The 17,794-nt window shown below is 35.7% G+C and carries 17 protein-coding genes; 15 read left to right on the top strand and 2 right to left on the bottom strand.

Annotation, left to right across the window (positions count from 1 at the left end):
• Position 1 precedes the first annotated feature (1 nt).
• The 9 genes from KTB61_RS03485 to yihA all read left to right on the top strand — a co-directional run bounded on the left by KTB61_RS03485 (position 2) and on the right by yihA (position 11,489).
• Positions 2-838 (top strand): energy-coupling factor transporter transmembrane component T, encoded by an 837-nt coding sequence (locus tag KTB61_RS03485; protein ID WP_216696807.1) that lies wholly within the window; start codon positions 2-4, stop codon positions 836-838.
• Positions 825-2,372 carry an ABC transporter ATP-binding protein gene (locus tag KTB61_RS03480; protein ID WP_216696806.1) on the top strand — a complete coding sequence of 516 codons (1,548 nt, stop codon included), beginning with the start codon at positions 825-827 and terminating at the stop codon, positions 2,370-2,372. Before KTB61_RS03485 ends, KTB61_RS03480 begins: the two co-directional genes overlap by 14 nt.
• Positions 2,369-2,983 (top strand): ECF transporter S component, encoded by a 615-nt coding sequence (locus tag KTB61_RS03475; protein ID WP_330656305.1) that lies wholly within the window; start codon positions 2,369-2,371, stop codon positions 2,981-2,983. Before KTB61_RS03480 ends, KTB61_RS03475 begins: the two co-directional genes overlap by 4 nt.
• A gap of 30 nt (positions 2,984-3,013) precedes the next feature.
• Entirely contained in the window at positions 3,014-4,867 is a 1,854-nt protein-coding gene (locus KTB61_RS03470; protein WP_216696805.1) for an outer membrane protein assembly factor BamB family protein, read from the top strand.
• A gap of 104 nt (positions 4,868-4,971) precedes the next feature.
• Positions 4,972-6,636, top strand: coding sequence for a hypothetical protein (locus KTB61_RS03465; protein WP_216696804.1), 1,665 nt, complete (start codon positions 4,972-4,974; stop codon positions 6,634-6,636).
• Positions 6,637-6,883: 247 nt separating this feature from the next.
• The gene (locus tag KTB61_RS03460; RefSeq protein WP_216696803.1) at positions 6,884-9,004 is read left to right on the top strand and encodes a glutamine synthetase III family protein; all 2,121 of its coding nucleotides are present in this window, start codon (positions 6,884-6,886) and stop codon (positions 9,002-9,004) included.
• Positions 9,005-9,111: 107 nt separating this feature from the next.
• Positions 9,112-9,885, top strand: a complete 774-nt coding sequence (locus KTB61_RS03455; RefSeq protein WP_075760396.1) for a polysaccharide deacetylase family protein — start codon at positions 9,112-9,114, stop codon at positions 9,883-9,885.
• A gap of 59 nt (positions 9,886-9,944) precedes the next feature.
• Positions 9,945-10,880, top strand: a complete 936-nt coding sequence (locus KTB61_RS03450; protein ID WP_075760397.1) for a calcium/sodium antiporter — start codon at positions 9,945-9,947, stop codon at positions 10,878-10,880.
• A 9-nt stretch (positions 10,881-10,889) separates the two neighbouring features.
• The gene (yihA, locus tag KTB61_RS03445) at positions 10,890-11,489 is read left to right on the top strand and encodes a ribosome biogenesis GTP-binding protein YihA/YsxC (RefSeq protein ID WP_075760398.1); all 600 of its coding nucleotides are present in this window, start codon (positions 10,890-10,892) and stop codon (positions 11,487-11,489) included.
• Here yihA and KTB61_RS03440 read toward each other — a convergent pair.
• A complete protein-coding gene (locus KTB61_RS03440; RefSeq protein ID WP_216696802.1) occupies positions 11,486-12,019 on the bottom strand; it encodes a DUF4364 family protein in 534 nt (177 codons plus the stop codon). The two genes, yihA and KTB61_RS03440, sit on opposite strands and share 4 nt — an antisense overlap.
• A gap of 137 nt (positions 12,020-12,156) precedes the next feature.
• On the opposite strand from KTB61_RS03440, the gene KTB61_RS03435 reads away from it, so the two are divergent.
• From KTB61_RS03435 to spoVAE, 6 genes are read left to right on the top strand one after another with little or no spacing between them, the layout of a single operon-like run.
• A complete protein-coding gene (locus KTB61_RS03435) occupies positions 12,157-12,351 on the top strand; it encodes a hypothetical protein (protein ID WP_143249388.1) in 195 nt (64 codons plus the stop codon).
• Positions 12,290-12,913, top strand: a complete 624-nt coding sequence (locus KTB61_RS03430; protein WP_075760400.1) for a stage V sporulation protein AA — start codon at positions 12,290-12,292, stop codon at positions 12,911-12,913. Before KTB61_RS03435 ends, KTB61_RS03430 begins: the two co-directional genes overlap by 62 nt.
• Positions 12,900-13,319 carry a stage V sporulation protein AB gene (locus KTB61_RS03425; protein WP_075760401.1) on the top strand — a complete coding sequence of 140 codons (420 nt, stop codon included), beginning with the start codon at positions 12,900-12,902 and terminating at the stop codon, positions 13,317-13,319. The genes KTB61_RS03430 and KTB61_RS03425 overlap by 14 nt, the downstream gene beginning before the upstream one ends.
• Before the next feature lie 2 nt (positions 13,320-13,321).
• A complete protein-coding gene (locus KTB61_RS03420; protein ID WP_075760402.1) occupies positions 13,322-13,783 on the top strand; it encodes a SpoVA/SpoVAEb family sporulation membrane protein in 462 nt (153 codons plus the stop codon).
• Positions 13,783-14,802 carry a stage V sporulation protein AD gene (gene spoVAD / locus KTB61_RS03415; RefSeq protein WP_075760403.1) on the top strand — a complete coding sequence of 340 codons (1,020 nt, stop codon included), beginning with the start codon at positions 13,783-13,785 and terminating at the stop codon, positions 14,800-14,802. Before KTB61_RS03420 ends, spoVAD begins: the two co-directional genes overlap by 1 nt.
• Positions 14,802-15,158 (top strand): stage V sporulation protein AE, encoded by a 357-nt coding sequence (spoVAE, locus tag KTB61_RS03410; RefSeq protein ID WP_075760404.1) that lies wholly within the window; start codon positions 14,802-14,804, stop codon positions 15,156-15,158. Before spoVAD ends, spoVAE begins: the two co-directional genes overlap by 1 nt.
• 82 nt (positions 15,159-15,240) lie before the next feature.
• Here spoVAE and KTB61_RS03405 read toward each other — a convergent pair whose 3' ends face one another.
• The gene (locus KTB61_RS03405) at positions 15,241-17,781 is read right to left on the bottom strand and encodes a transglycosylase domain-containing protein (protein ID WP_216696801.1); all 2,541 of its coding nucleotides are present in this window, start codon (positions 17,779-17,781) and stop codon (positions 15,241-15,243) included.
• Positions 17,782-17,794: the final 13 nt, after the last annotated feature.

The raw sequence follows: 17,794 nt of genomic DNA, 5'->3' as shown, positions 1-17,794 counted from the left end.
TATGAAAAAAGTACTGGAACGAACGCATCCAGCAGTACTTCTGGTTTATTTTCTGGTGAATTTTGTGGCAGTCGTATGGAGCAGACATCCATGGATGACCGGTATTCAGACCGTTTGTTTGTGCACCATGTATTTATACCATCAAAAAAACATTAAAAAATTGTTACCTTATGGAGGGGTTTTCTGTCTGGCAGCAATAACAAATCCTTTGTTTGTACAAAGGGGACGGACGATTCTGTTCTATATCGGAAATATACGTATTACCTGGGAAGCGTTCCTTTATGGAATTCATTATGGATGTCTTCTTGTTAATGTATTATGGATGTTTTCTATTATGAATCGATATTTTCGAAGGGAACATTGGATTTATATATCCGGATCAGTATTCCCCCAAACAGGTGTTATCTTGTCTATGGCTATGGGACTGATTCCTAAATATAAAAAACAGGCAGGTCTTATGATGGAGGCACAGAAAAATTTAAAAAAAGAGTTCATGTTCCGAAGGGTAATGAAAGTTTTTTCTATGGAAACAACCTGGGCTTTTGAAAATTCTATGGACCAGCTGGATTCAATGAATGCCAGAGGATACGGAATGAAAAAACGCTCGCATTTTCATTTGTTCCAATTTGAACGAAAGGATATGTTCCGGCTGGTGCAAATCCTTCTCCTGGCAGCATTTAACGGATACGGATATGTAAAATATTATTCCAGGTTTTTCTTTTATCCAATGATTATCTGGAATCCAGTAAAAAATGTAGATTGTATTTTTATAATTTTGATGGCAATACAGATTTTATTGCCATTTTTGTGGAGGGATGGGAATTATGTATCAGATTAAAAATCTTTCCTTCCGGTATGCACTTGCAAAGGAAAATTCAATTAGAGAGGTTTCATTAAATATTGAGGAAGGAACCATGGTTTTAATTGCAGGACCAAGCGGATGTGGAAAGACAACCCTGCTGCGTCATTTAAAAAAGGAACTGATGCCGAAAGGGAAAAGAAAAGGTGAGGTTTTTTATAAAGGAAAACCATTAGAACAATTAAAGCCAGAGGAATCTGTGGGTGAAATTGGTTATTTATTTCAGGATCCTTCCAGTCAGATGGTAATGGATACTGTATGGCATGAAATTGCCTTTGGACTTGAAAATCTGGGAATGCATTACCAGCAGATGAAACGGACTGTGGCAGAAATTGTGAATTATTTTGATTTGCAGGAAATATATAACAGCAGAACGGATGAATTATCCGGTGGACAAAAGCAAATGGTAAACTTGGCGGCATTGACTGCAATGCATCCCAGGGTACTGGTACTGGATGAACCAACGGCACAGCTTGATCCCATTGGCAGGAAAAATTTTCTAGCAATGGTTGAAAAACTTCAAAAAGAATTTCAGATGACGATCATTATGGCAGCACACAATCTGGAAGATGTAATGGAAATGGCAGATCAGTGTATTTTCATGAAAGATGGAAGGGTTTTTACTCAGGGAACAGCAAAAGCGGTTATTGAAGATTTGATTCACAAAAAATCAGCAATGGTACAGTATCTTCCCCAGATGATTCGTCTGGCAGGAAAATTTCATATAGAGCCAACATTTTCTATGATGAAAATGAGAAATGCCATACAGGATTGTTCTTATGATGTGCTGGTAAAGGAAAAACAGGGAAATGGAATTGCTATGGAAATAGCCCATCTGTATGCAGGATATGGGAAAGATTCAGTACTTAATAACTTATCCTTAAAAATAAAAAATCAGGAGATATTTGCGGTAGCAGGAGCCAATGGAAGTGGAAAATCCACTCTTCTAAAATGTATTGCAGGACAAATGTCTTATGATGGAAAAGTAAAGTGTAAAAAGAGAATAGTATATCTGCCTCAAGATCCGACAGTAGTGTTTGTGAAAGAACGTCTTATAGATGATTTGAAAGAAACAGGTGAAGGGCAGGAAGAAAGGATGGATAAGCTTTTAGAGAATAGTGGATTAAAGGAAAAGCTTCAGAGTCATCCTTATGACCTTAGCGGAGGACAACGACAGATGGCGGCTTTGATCAAAGTTCTTTTGGGCAATCCGGAAATTCTTTTGCTTGATGAACCTACCAAAGGAATGGATCGGCAGCATGTGAGGCGATTTGGGCATTTTCTTTTTGAATTACAGGAAGAGGGTGTAACTATTTTATGTGTAACCCATGATCTGGAATTTTGTGCAGAGTTTGCGGATCGAATAGGAATGATGTTCAATGGAAAGATTGAAAGTGTAGATGTACCGGAGAAATTTTTTCAGGAGAATTATTTTTATACCACTGCTTCTGCAAAGATAACAAGAGATATGGATAAAACGGTAGTATTGCCGGAGAATGTGAGGTGCCTGTGAATATTGTGATGATAGCATTTGCAGGAATATCCTGTATTCCATATTACTTTAAATATGAATCCAGAAAGCCACAGACAAGGGAGACAGTAGTTTTGGCAGTTATGGTTTCATTAACAGTTATGTCCAGAATTATTTTTGGAATAATACCAGGGTTTAAGCCGGTCAGTGCCATGGTAATCATATGTGGTATGGTTTTTGGCAGAGGGTCAGGATTTGTATGCGGCTCCATGAGTGCGTTTGTTTCTAACTTCTTTTTTGGACAAGGTCCATGGACAGTGTTTCAGATGTTTTCATGGGGAATGATTGGATGGATTGCCGGTATTTTAAATCGGAAACAAATATTAGAAAAAAACAGATTAGCACTGATGATTTATGGAATTCTGGCAGGAATATTCTTTTCTATGCTTATGGATGTCTGGACTGTTCTTGCTGCAGGAGAAGAGTTTCAATGGACACGATATATAGCAATACTGGCAACATCAATACCTGTAACAGTAGAGTATTGTGTATCAAATGTAATATTTTTATGGATATTGACCCCTGTATTAATAAAAAAATTAAGCAGGGTGAAATATAAATATGGATTTTTCGATGAAAGGGAAATTCAGTAATAAGAACACGGAGAAATAAGGAGGAAATGTATGAAGTTACTAAAAAAGACAGCAGTGATGCTTTTGGTGCTGATAATGACAATTACAGGAAATATATCTGTTGATATGGTGAAAGCTGCAGATTGGTCACAGTCTGGCAGCTATGGTGCAGTGGTAAATTATCAGACACCGAAAAATGAAAATGAGGCGGAATTAAAATGGTCATATCAGCCAAAAGAAGGGTGGTATGCAGAAACAACACCGATCATTGTTGGAGATTATATCTATGCAGCAGATAGTAATAGTGGATATTTAGTGAAATTAACAAAAGATGGAACTCGTGTAAACGAAGAAAATGGAAAATTAGATGAAGATGGCTCTGCTTCTTTGTATTGGATCGCTAATATCTGCTATGGAGATGGGAAAATATTTGTTCCTTTGGATAACGGAAAGATTAAGGCATTTGATAAAGATACATTAGAGGTAGTATGGACAAGTGATTATCTTGATGGAACTATTACTTCAAAGCTGACCTATGCTGATGGTGTTTTGTACGCAGGAACAATGGAAGCAGATGAAAGTGGTCATTACTTTGCTTTATCTACAGAAGATGGAGCCGTTCAATGGATTCATTCTCCAAAAGATCAGGAAAAAGAAAATCATTACTGGAATCAAGGCACGGTCATTGGAAATTATATTGTTGTCGCAGAAGGTAATGGAAAATTAATGGTTATTAATCGAAAAAATGGAAAATCAGATGATTCGATTGCACTAGATGGAGGAGTCAGTGGAGGAATAACTTGTGATGAGAATTCCAATGAATTATATCTGATTACTAACAAAACAACGTTATATAAATTTACTATAGATAAGAATACAGGAAAATTAGATCAGATAGGCAATCCAAAAACACTGGTAGAGGGAGGATACTCTTCTAATACGCCAACTATATATAATGGAAGATTATATGTGGGTGGAAGAACGGGAGGATATGGATCAAACGGATTTCTGGCTGTGGTAGACACTGACACATTGAATCTGGAATATAAAGTTGATGTACCAGCAGATGTACAGAGTCAGCCTCTGGTAACAAGTGCATATGCAACTGCAAATAATAAAAATCAGGTCATCGTATATTTCACTGCAAATAATAAACCGGGATGTATATATTATATGACAGATTGTGAAGGTGCACTAAACGGGACGGTAAAAGAACTATATATTCCTGATGATAACAGACAAAATTATTGTATGAGTGATATTATTGCTGATGAAGATGGAACTCTTTATTATAAAAATGATTCAAATTATATTTTTTCTGTGGGAAAGAAAGTTTCAGAACCATCACAACCATTAGAACCATCAACACCATCACAACCATCAACACCAGTTGTATCTTCCAAGCCGGTTACATATCAAAAAACCTCTACAAGAAAAGTTAAAGTTTCCTGGAAGAAAAAGTCTGGCGCAAAAGGCTATGTGATTTATGCTAAAGCAGGTAAAGGGAAATATAAGAAAATTACAACAGCCGGTAAGGTTTCATCAAAGACTGTAACTTTGAAATCAGGATATTCTTATAAATTTAAAGTCAGACCATATAAATATGTGAAAAAAGGGAAGAAAAAGGTTCGTAAATACTGGAAATCTTATCAGGCAAAAGGTAAAAATGGATCCAAAACAGTGAAAGCAACATATCGTAATGTTAAAGGATATGAGGGTTATGTAATTTATCTGAAAGAAGGGAAAGGTTCTTATAAAAAAGTAAAAACAACAACAAAAGGAGGAACCATTACTTATACAAAGAGCAAGGCTAAGACTGGAAAAACATATTCTTTCAGGTTAAAAGGATACAAAACAGTCAACGGTAAAAAAGTGTATACAACTTTGAAAGTAAAAACAATCTAAAGATTTGAAAATCCGATATTCTCCTTTACTTTACACAAAAAAATGTTTATGTTACCATATTTAAAAGACATAAATCATTATTTATAAAATAAAGGGAGAGTATTATGCAGTTTCAATTTGATTTTGGTAATTTCGATGGATTTGGTTCTGGTAGATCTGGTCCCAAAGTAAAGAAACCAGGGAAAAAAACTATAAGTTTTCTTCTTTTAATTGCTTTGATTTTTATTGGTATTTATTATTATATTGCTTTGCCTGCAGTTAATTATCAGGAAACAGGATTCTGGAGTGTACTTATTACCATACTGATCTTATTGACGGTAATTTTTGCAATTGAAAGAGGTATTCAAGGAGAGGAAAAAGCAAAGGTACTGTTTAAAATATCTAGTATTATGCTGGTTATTACAATTGGTGCTTTTGCAATTGGAATGTTATTATCATCCCAGATTATTTCTTCAAAAAAATATGCTGGTAGACTGAAAGTTGAAAACAAAGCCTTTGAAAAGGATATGAAAGAAACAGAACGTATTACAGATATTGCATTGATGGATACTGCTGGAGCAAGAATCATAGGTGACAGAGCTATTGGTTCTCTGTCGGACGTTGTCAGTCAGTACGAAGTCAGCGATTCCTACAGTCAGATTGATTATGATGGTAAACCGATGAAAGTGGCACCATTGTATTATGCAAGTTTTATTCGATATATGAATAATCGGAAAGCTGGAATTCCAGGTTATGTACAGGTAGATCCGATTACCAATGAAGCAAAATATGTAAAACTAAAGAATCCAATGAAATACTCACCATCTGCATATTTTTCAAAAAATCTGAAACGACATTTGAGATTTCAGTATCCTACAGCGATGTTTGAAGGCTATTATTTTGAAATTGATAATCAGGGAAACCCTTATTATATCTGTCCGGTTTTGAAAGCATATTCAGGACTTTTTGGAGCAAAAGATGTGAAGGGTGCCGTAATTTGTGATCCGGTTATAGGAAACAGCAGGTATTATGATGTAAAAGATATTCCTCAGTGGGTGGATCATGTTTATGATGGAGAACTTTTGCTGAAAAAATATAACTGGAAAGGACTATTATCCGGAGGATATATTAACAGTATTTTTGGCAAAAAGGGCTGTAAGGTTGCAACAGATGATTATGGATATCGTGTGATCGATGGAGATGTATGGGCGTTTACCGGAGTAACATCCGTAAATGGAGACAGTTCAAATATTGCATTTGTAATGATGAATATGAGAACTGCCCAGTCAAAATACTATCCGGTATCTGGTGCAAATGAACAGTCTGCAATGGAAGCTGCAGAAGGTCAGGTGCAGCATTTAGGTTATTCATCAGCATTTCCGTCACTGATTAATGTTTCAGGAAAGCCAACTTATGTTATGATTCTTAAAGACAAAGGTGGCCTTGTCAAAATGTATGCAATGGTTAACGTTGAGAAATACAACATTGTGGCAACATCAACCACACAAAAAGGTGTGTTGAAGGAATATAAGAGATTACTGAAAGAAGAAGGATTGATTTCTTCAAAAGAAGCTGGTACTGAATCAGAGGAGACAAAAGAAATTACTGTTGCGGATATAAAATTTATTCCAATTGATGGAAATACTTATGTTTATATTACGGATCGTGATGGTCAGGTGTATAAACAGGAATTTTCCAAAAATGAGGCGTCCATTAAGTATAAACCGGGAATGAAGATTAGGATTAGGTATGAAAAGAGTGATGATGGAATTAATTTAATTCCAGATTAGCCAAAAAAGTGATTTTCAGGAAAAAGAGTGATAATTGCTTAATATAATTAAAAAATATGTACCGTATTTGATAAAATACAAAAAAACACTTGATTTTTATAAAGAATGATTGTATTCTATAACCAATGAAGTTACTGACAAGGGCGTCAAACAATTAGGTTCATATTGTTTGTCGCCCATTTTTTTGTTTATATAATCAACGATTATAATAATGCTTCAAATGCTATCAAAGAAAGGAAGAAAACCTATGAAGGAAAAAATCAATGTAGCAGAAATTTTTGGTTCAAACGTGTTTAATGACAGTGTTATGAAAGCTCGTTTACCAAAAGCAGTTTACAAAGACTTAAAAAAGACAATTGAAGAAGGTACAGAATTAAATCCTGCAATTGCTGATGTAGTTGCAAACGAGATGAAAGAATGGGCTATTGAGAAAGGTGCAACACATTATACACATTGGTTCCAGCCAATGACAGGTGTTACAGCTGAAAAGCATGATGCATTCATTAATCCAACAGATGATGGAAAAGTATTATTAGAGTTCTCTGGAAAAGAATTAATCAAAGGTGAACCAGATGCATCTTCTTTCCCTTCTGGAGGATTAAGAGCAACATTTGAAGCAAGAGGATATACAGCATGGGATTGTACATCTCCAGCATTTATTAAAGAAACACCAAGTGCTACAATCTTATGTATTCCAACAGCTTTCTGTTCTTATAAAGGAGAAGCGCTGGATAAGAAAACTCCATTACTTCGTTCTATGCAGGCTTTGGATATTCAGGCTACAAGACTTCTTCATCTGTTAGGAAATGAGAGTGTTAAAAAAGTTAATACATCTGTAGGTCCTGAACAGGAATATTTCTTAGTTGATGAAGAAAAATACAGACAGAGAAAAGACCTGATCTTTACAGGACGTACACTGTTTGGAGCAATGCCTCCAAAAGGACAGGAAATGGATGATCATTACTTTGGAATCATCAAGCCAAGAATCGAAGGTTTCATGAGAGATCTGAACATTGAAGCATGGAAGCTTGGAATCAGTGCCAAGACAGAACATAATGAAGTGGCACCAGCACAGCATGAATTAGCACCAATTTATGATTCTAATAACGTGGCAACAGACCACAATCAGTTATTAATGGAAACAATGAGACGTGTTGCAAGACGACACGGATTAAAATGTTTACTGCATGAAAAACCATTTGCAGGAATTAATGGTTCTGGAAAACATAACAACTGGTCTATGGTAACAAATGAAGGTAAAAACCTGTTAGATCCTGGTAAAACACCTCATGAAAACCAGCAGTTCTTATTAATCCTGGCAACAATCATCAAAGCAGTTGATGAACACGCTGACTTACTTCGTATGTCTGCATCTACACCAGGAAATGATCACAGACTTGGAGCAAATGAAGCACCTCCAGCAATCATTTCTATCTTCCTTGGAGAACAGTTAGAAGATGTTGTAAAACAGCTGGTAACAAGAGGAGAAGCTACAAGCTCTAAGAAAGGTGACAAGCTGGCATCTGGAGTACATTCTTTACCAGAATTCGAAAAAGATGCAACAGACCGTAACCGTACATCACCATTTGCATTTACAGGAAACAAATTTGAATTCAGAATGGTAGGTTCTACACAGTCTATTTCTGATCCAAACGTTGTATTGAATACAATCGTTGCAGATGCAATTGCAGACGTATGTGATAAGCTTGAAAAAGTTGAAGGTGGAGCAGATGCTGTTGCAATGGAAGCTCATGAATTAACAAAACAGATGCTGACAGATCATCAGAGAGTTATCTTCAATGGAAATGGTTATTCTGATGAATGGGTTGAAGAAGCTGAAAGAAGAGGTCTTCCAAACTTAAAATCCATGGTAGATGCAATTCCTACATTAGTAACAGATAAATCAGTTGAAATGTTCGAAAAATTTGGAGTATTTACAAAGGACGAACTGGAATCCCGTGCAGAAATCTTATTTGAACAGTACGCACAGACAATTAATATTGAAGCTTTAGCAACTTTAGATATTGCTAAGAAACAGATTGTTCCAGCAGTTATGAAATACCAGAAGAAACTGGCAGATTCTGTTTCAGTATTAAAAGAAACAGGTGTAGATACTTCTGTACAGGAAGATTTACTTGCTGATATTACAGAAAATCTGAAAGCTATGTTTGCAGCAATCGGAGTACTGGAAGCAGATACTGCAAAAGCACAGGCAATAGATGAAGCACAGGCACAGGCAAGATTCTATCATGATACAATCTTTACAGAAATGAATGCCGTTCGTGAACCAGCTGATAAACTGGAGATGTTAGTTGCAAAAGAAGACTGGCCATTCCCAAGCTATGGAGATTTAATTTTTGAAGTATAAAAAATATATAAATTTTTGAAAAAGATACCGGATTTTACCGGTATCTTTTTTTTTATTTTTCACATGCTACTTTTAATACATTAACTATGATAAAGTGAGGGAAAAACATGAAGAGAAGAACAGCTGGATTTGTTATGGTTTTATTGTTTGCATTAGGATTTTTCAGTCAGATTTGTTCTTATGAAAAAGTGAATCCATTGGGAATTGCGGGACAGGAAGATGGAGAAAGCGGAATGCTGGCTAATAACTCTATCTATTCAAAGAAAGTATATCTTACCTTTGATGATGGACCATCTGATCACACCGATGAGATTCTGGATATATTAAAAAAAAATCAGGTTAAAGCAACATTTTTTGTTGTGGGAAAGAAAACAAAAAAGGCTCAGAAACAATATCAGAGAATTGTTCTAGAAGGGCATACGCTGGCAATGCATTCTTATAGCCATAATTATGATCAGATTTATTCTTCAGTTGAAGCATTTGGAAAAGATTTAAAAATGCTCCAGGACTATTTATATCATGTTACGGAAATTAAGCCGTTTATTTATAGATTTCCTGGAGGAAGCAGCAATACTTGTGCCAAGAATATTAAACCATTCATTCAGTATGTCAACAGCCACGGATTGTTATATTTTGACTGGAATGCATTAAGTGGAGATGCGTTGGATTTTAGTATTAGTTCTGAAAAGTTAAATGAGAATATCTTAAAAGATGTTCGAAAACAAAAAAACAGTATTGTTTTAATGCATGATCTCCATGAAACAAAAAATACTGTTGCAGGCCTTGATAATCTGATTAAAATTTTAAAGAAAGAGGGATATCAGATTTTGCCCATTACCCGGAATACAAAGCAGATACATCATGTATCCGTTGACAAATAAAGGCATGTAACGTAGAATATTTTTTATTAATATAAAAAAGAATAGAAATGGGGAATTATATGGAAATATTATTACAGCTAGTATTTTTGATTGTGGGATTTGTACTGCTGATGAAAGGTGCAGATTATTTTGTAGAAGGAGCATCGATGATAGCCAGTAAATTTGGAATTCCGCAGATTGTAATCGGACTGACGATTGTAGCATGTGGTACAAGTGCTCCAGAGGCTGCAGTTAGTATTTCAGCAGCTTTTAAGGGAACTGTTGGAATTACCATAGGAAATATTGTAGGAAGTAATATTATGAATATATTACTGATTCTTGGACTAACAGCTTTTCTTACAAAAGTACCAATAAAAGAAGGAACAGTAAAAGTTGAGATGCCTTTTGTTATTGTCATAACATGCTTATTGCTTGGATTGGGAATTATAGGTGGTGATTTGTCAAGAATCGATGGGGGAATCTTCTGGATCTTTTTTATTGGATTTTTCGGTTATCTGATCTATCTAACAAAAAAAGATAATGTTCCAGATGAAGAACCTCTTCATCAGATGGGTATTTTTCAAATGCTGCTATACACAGCCGGAGGCTTGGCGGCAATCGTATATGGAAGCAATCTTACAGTTGATGCGGCTACTGCTATTGCAAAAGTATTAAGTGTATCAGATCGTATTATTGGATTAACTGTAGTGGCTTTCGGAACTTCTCTTCCAGAACTGGTTACATCTGTAACAGCAGCATTAAAAGGAAAAGCAGATCTGGCAGTGGGAAATATTGTAGGAAGCAATATTTTTAATATTTTATTTGTTGTGGGCTCTGTTTCGGTAATTCACCCAATCCCATTTTCTGTCAATTTTATTCCGGATATTGTTGTGGCAATTGGTTCAGCAATTATCTTATGGCTTTGTTCCGTTAAAGACAGACAATTGGGAAGAGGTGCCGGAATTATCATGCTTGTATGCTATGGGGTATATCTGACACAGCTGATTTTTAGATAGGAGATTATTATGATAATAAAAAGTGTAAATTTGGAAACTGTTTGTGGTATTACCAGCAAGCTCCCTGAAAATACTCTTCCTGAAGTTGCTTTTGCTGGAAAATCCAATGTTGGAAAATCATCGCTGATCAATGCGCTGATGAATCGAAAAGCTTATGCAAGAATTTCTGCACAGCCTGGGAAAACTCAGACTATCAATTATTATAATATAAATGATGAGCTGTATTATGTGGATCTTCCAGGTTATGGTTATGCAAAAGTAACAGAAGCCGTAAAGGAAAAATGGGGAAACATGATTGAAAATTATCTCCAGACATCAAAACAGCTTCGATTGGTATTTTTATTAATAGATATTCGTCACAAACCTTCAAAAAATGATGTTATGATGTATGACTGGATTTTACATAATGGATACCATCCTGTGATCATTGCCACAAAATTGGATAAATTAAAGAGAAGCCAGGTGGCAAAACACGTAAAAGAAATCAGAGAAGAACTTCAAATGAATAAAGAAACACCGGTATTTCCTTTTTCTGCATTGACAAAACAAGGCAGAGAAGAAATCTGGAATTTTATAGAAGAAAAAATCCTAAACTCTGAAGAAGTTTAGGATTGAGGATCATCAAATAATAATTTTTGAATCAGAGTTGAATAGATTTCTGAATGCATCTGATTCCAGTGATCACAAATATGGACAGCTTGTTCTCTTGAGACAACATTCAAGTTTAGCTCAAGAAGCAGGCTGTCTTTTTCTTTAATCCTTAAATGAACAGTATATTCGTCTCGTTTTGCAGGAAAAAAGTCTGCCTCAAGATCCGTTTCTTTTCTCAGTTCGTATTCTTTTTCGTCTAGAAATTGACCAATGTCTTCTTTAATGGAATTTGGAATCTGGTATTCAAACATATCAATAGCTTCTTTTCCTTCTTCTGTTAAAGAATAATGGCTCATATTCCGAATTGTTTTTATTCGAAGCATTTCCTCTTCCTCAAGTTCATGAAAGGCACGTTGAACATTGAAATAGTTTGTATAGCCTTTTTCAATAATAAATTCTGAGACTTGAGAATTACTTAATGGGAAATCAACTTTACCGATTAAATATAATATCATCAATTTATATAAAGTTAACTGATTTTGTTCCATATATAACTCCTTTTCTAATAGAAACAGGTGTTTCGTTTTCTGTTAAATATCTTTTAAATCATAACATTTACAGCCTTTTCTTGCAACTTATGAATGAAATAGAAAAAAATACAGATAATAATTCCGAGGTGATGATAATGAAACATAATATTCAATGGTTTATCTGTATTTTTTTGATTGTATTTGTAATTTTAGCACTATGGATATTGGATGGACAGAAAAAAGACCGGCTGGAAGATGGAACATTAGTATTGGAAAGGACATGGAAGGATGACGGTTTATATCAAGGCGGAAGACAGTGTCTGTTTGAATCAGCCCAGCGTACAGCTTAAGGATGTAATATCTTTGTATTGTTCAGACAATGATCTGACATATAAAATGAAACATGCAAAATTATATCGTTTTTCCAGCAAAGGGAATCAAAGAAAGATATTTTCTGTTCTGAAGATTGTAGAAGTAATAAAAGAAGTTGATAAAAATGCTGAAATAGTTAATATGGGGCCAGAAGACTTTATTGTTTACTTTAAACAAAAAAGAACAGAAAAAACGTGGATGAATAAATTGAAAATTGCGGCAGTTGCACTGACTGCCTTTCTTGGTGCAAGTTTTTCAATCATGTCCTATAACACAGACGTCGGTATTGATGACTTGTTTTTTAAGGTATATCAGCTTGTAATGGGAGAGCCGCCTCAGGGACCTAATCTTTTGCATTTATCTTATACTATTGGACTAGCCATAGGCATTATCGTATTTTTCAATCATGCAGGAAAGATTAAATTGTCAGATGACCCAACTCCGTTTGAGGTACAAATGCGTTTATATGAAAGAGATGTAAATGATACTTTAATGATGGATGCAGACCGGAAAAAGGAGGAAGAGGATGTTGATTCGTAGTGTGATTCTTATGGTTTATGGATTAGCAGCAGGTGCATTGATTGCAGCCAGTTTCTTAGCATTTCTAAGTATGATAGGTGTGATACCGCGATTGGCAGGTCTTACAAAAACTATAAAATATGCCAGAACTTATGAAAATTGTATTGCTTTAGGAGGAATTCTTGGAACTGCAGTTTATATTTATCGATGGCATATTCCTTTAGGATGGCCGATCCTGATAATTTATGGATTATTTGGAGGAATTTTTGTCGGGTGTCTCGTAGGCGCACTGGCAGAAATGTTAAAAAGTTTACCTATATTTTCAAGGAGACTGATTATTAGGGATGGGATTCCTTATATAGTTTATGCAATTGCATTAGGTAAAATATTTGGATGCTATATTCAATTTTATCTGGAAAGGAAATAATCATGAAAAATGAACCTAGCAAACAGGAATATTGTCAGATGGTAGAAGACATAACACCAAAACATAATTGCTTTTTAAATTGTGTGAAAGCTTTTTTGGTAGGTGGTGGATTTTGTCTTTTAGGAGAAATAATGAAAAAAACTATGATGAAATATTGGGGAATTGGGAAAAAGGATGCTTTACTGTATGTGACCATTGAACTGATTTTATTAAGTATTATTCTGACAGGATTCAATCTGTATGGTAAAATTACAAAGTTTGGTGGAGCAGGAGGTTTGGTTCCTATTACCGGATTTGCAAATTCTGTTGCATCACCAGCAATTGAATATCAAAAAGAAGGTCAGATTTTTGGAATCGGAGTTAAAATCTTTACCATTGCAGGTCCAGTTATCCTATTTGGTATTTTTTCATCTTTTGTCATTGGAGTTATATATTTTCTTGCAAAACAATGGGGGTGGATGTGATGAAAGTTATCAAGGGAAAGCAAAGTATTGAATTTGAACAGCCGCCATATCTTCTTTCCTGGGCATCTGTAACAGCTGAAAAAGAAGGAGAGGGACCATTGGGAGATTCTTTTGATCAGGTGATAGATGATCCTTTCTTTGGTGAAGATACGTGGGAAATGGCGGAAGGAAGATTTATGAAACAGGCCGCTTTACTTGCAATTCAGAAAGCAGGTTTAACCAAAAAGGATATTCGATATGCTTTTGCAGGAGATTTACTGGAGCAAAATACAGCTACATCCTATGGTTTAAAAGATCTGGAGCTTCCATTGTTTGGGCTGTTTGGAGCATGTTCTACAGCTGGAGAAGCTTTATCTCTGGCATCTATTACAGTGGCAGGAGGCTTTGCAGAACACGTTTTGGCAGTGGCATCCAGTCATATTGGAAGTGCGGAGAAACAATTCCGTTTTCCATTGGAATATGGAAATCAGAGACCTTTGTCAGCAACATGGACTGTTACCGGTTCCGGTGGGTTTATTGTATCAAAAAAGAAAAGTCCTATAAAGATTAGGGGGATTACCACAGGAAAGATTGTTGATTATGGAATGAAAGATCCAATGAATATGGGAGCATGTATGGCACCGGCAGCGGCACAGGTCATATATCAGCATTTTCAAGATTATTCATTGTTACCAAAAGATTACGATGCCATTTATACAGGCGATTTGGGCCAGGTTGGAAAAGACATTTTGATTAAATTGCTTAAGGATAATGGATACGATATTTCAAAGGTTCATGGAGACTGTGGACTGGAGGTTTATCATAATGAAGCTCAGGATACCCATTCAGGTGGCTCAGGATGTGCCTGCAGTGCTGTAGTGCTGGCGGCAAAGCTGGTTAGAAATTTTATAAATGGAAACTGGAAGAGATTGCTGTTTGTTCCAACAGGGGCATTGATGTCCAAAACCAGTTTTAATGAGGGAGAAAGCGTGACAGGAATTGCTCATGCAATTTTACTGGAGAAGGAGGAGCAGTGCTGATGGAATATTTAAGAGCATTTTTAGTAGGAGGTTTTATTTGTATTCTGGTACAGATTCTAATGGATAACACAAAACTCCAGCCGGGACGAATTATGGTAATTCTGGTAATTTCCGGAGTAGTCCTTGGGGCTTTGGGAGTATATGAGAAAATAGAACGATTTGCAGGATGTGGTGCAACAGTTCCTTTATCAGGTTTTGGATTCAGCTTGTGGAAAGGAATGAAGGAGGCAATCGATCAGCATGGATTTCTTGGATTATTTGAAGGTGGATTTACGGCAGCAGCAGTAGGAACATCAGCAGCATTAATTTTTTCTTATATCGCTTCATTGATTTTTCAGCCAAAGATGAAAAAGTAGCGGCAAAGAAATACTTTGTCATTGCTTTTCATATAGCAGAAGTCATGTGCATATTGCACATGACTTCTTTATAGTGAATATTTTATTTATGGGCCTTGCAAACCTGGTTACGATATTTTTCAGGGAGCAGATATGGTGTGTCTGCCGTTATTCCGGGACTGTTTTTCTGTCGTACAATATAAACCTTTTGTTTGCGATATTTTTCTGGACAGTGTTTATTGGCAAGGCTGTCGGATTTTTTACATATTTCTACAGCAACATGAGTGTCACAGGTCTGAGTCGGAACAGTACCTTTTTCAAAATATTCGGTTACGATCATGTTTCCACGAGGGTCGTGATCACAGACGCCGTCAATAGCAAGTTTACCTGATTTTTTACATACATTTGCTGTCACAATAGAAGAAGGTTTCTTAAAAGAGATTTTCTTCTCATTTTTGGTAGTGCTGATTTTATCCATAATCTTACTCCATATCTTTTTGTGGAGATCATTTGAGTCAAAATCTGTATTTCGATCATATCCCATCCAGACAGATGCAGTATGATAAGGAGTATATCCGCTGAACCAGTAATCATAATTATTGGTTGTAGTACCCGATTTTCCGGCAGCAGTCATACCAGAAGCAAGACTTGCTGATGTACCGGTTCCTTTAGTAATAACATCTTCCATTGCATCTGTCAGAAGAAAAGCGGTACTACGCTTCATTACTCGCTGGCTTTTAGAATCTGACTGTAGAAGTATATTACCATTTTGATCAACTACTTTTGTATAAAGAGATGGTTCGTGGTATGTTCCACCGTTGGCAATAGCTGCAAAAGCATTGGTAAGTTCCAGATTTGTAACACCATAAGTCAATCCTCCCAAAGAAAGAGATTGATTAATATCTGTATAGGTTTTTCCATTGGAAGTAATCTTGTTGGCAACGATAGTAGAAAAACCAAGGTTCTTTAAATATTTATAGGATATATTTGGTGTAACATCGGCCATTGTTTTGGCGGCAACAATATTCATGGAGTCTGTAATAGCATCACGAATAGTTGAAAAACCTCGATAACCACTGTAATAATTATTAACAGGCCGATTTGAATCCAGATAGTGATAAGGAGCATCGTCATAAACAGTAGCCAGAGTCATTTTACTATAATCCAATGCCGGTAAAAAGGTAGATAAAACCTTAAATGTAGAACCAGGCTGTCTGGTAGTGCGTGTAGCACGATTCAGACTTAAATTACTTGTTTTTGCACCTCGTCCTCCAACTAGTGCTTCAACTTCTCCAGTTGACTGATTGATAATCGTTATGGAAATCTGAGGTTGTATAGGAGTTGAAATAAATTCATTTAAAATAGTAGCACCAGTTCGCTGGATGCTTTTCCGGAATTTTTTTGAAACTGCTTTCGCTTTTTTTGAACTGGAAAAAATCAGACTGTTTCCCAGGTTATGTTTTTTCATATAATTTAAAACATTATTCTCTGTGTATGTGACATCTGTACCATTTATATCCTTTACAGAAAGTGTATAAGTTAATGATACTTTAGTGCCAGCAGGGTAGTTTTCCGGATTGTTTGATATCTCATTGGCAATCTTTTGAATCTGACTGTCCTGTGTAGAATAGATCTTAAGACCACCGCTGTAAATGGCATTGTAAGCTTTAGTAGCGTCATATCCAAGCTGAGATTTTAAATCATTTACCACCTGGAGAATAAGAGCATCTTCAAAATAGGTATTAGGTTTATTCTCGTTTGATGGATTGCTTGCATTTTTTTTGATGCGCTGGTATACATCATCACTGACAGCTTTTCGATATTCTTCTTTTGTGATATAATGATGTTCAAGCATTTTTTTTAAAACAAGTAATCTTCGGGAAGCATTGTTTTCCGGATGGGTGATTGGGTTATAACGAGTAGGGTTTTTTGTTATGCTGGCAAGGACTGCACATTCTGATAATGTAAGATCAGATACATCCTTGTTGAAGTATTTCTGAGAGGCAGTCTGCACACCCAAGGTACCTTCCCCAAGATTGATTGCATTTAAATATTCTTCCAGGATATATTGTTTGGAAGCAATCTTTTCCAATTCAAGAGCCAGTGATTGTTCTTTGATCTTTCGCTCTATTCGTTCAATCGTCGTTTTTTCCGGCTGAATACCTAAAATATTATTTTTAATTAATTGTTGCGTTAAAGTACTTCCCCCTTGACTTAAAGATTGAGTTTTTATACCGAGGAAGGTTGCACGGATAATACCGTATAAATCAATTCCATTGTGTGTATAGAATCTTTCGTCTTCAATAGAAATAAAGGCATTCTGAAGATTCTGTGGAATCTTTGATAAAGGTATATAAATTCTGTTTGAATCATGATTTGATAAAGTCTTTATCTTAGTTCCTTTATTGTCATAAATTGTGGTGATATAACCTTTTGAATGAACCGATTCCTTGGATATCTGTGGAGTGGTTTTTAATATCCCACGAACGAAACCAGCTCCTAAACCGAGAACAGTCACGATTAACACAATAGAGATGATTAAAATATACTTAAATAGAAAAAGAGAAATCTTGGCGTGTCTGCGGACTTTGGCTGAAGATAACTCAGTTCTTTTTTTCTCAATATTATTTTTTGTATATTTCATAAGACACCTCCTA

Source organism: Anaerostipes faecalis (genome assembly GCF_018982945.1).
Taxonomy (GTDB): Bacteria; Bacillota; Clostridia; order Lachnospirales; family Lachnospiraceae; genus Anaerostipes; species Anaerostipes faecalis.
This window is presented reverse-complemented; position numbering and strand designations above follow the sequence as displayed.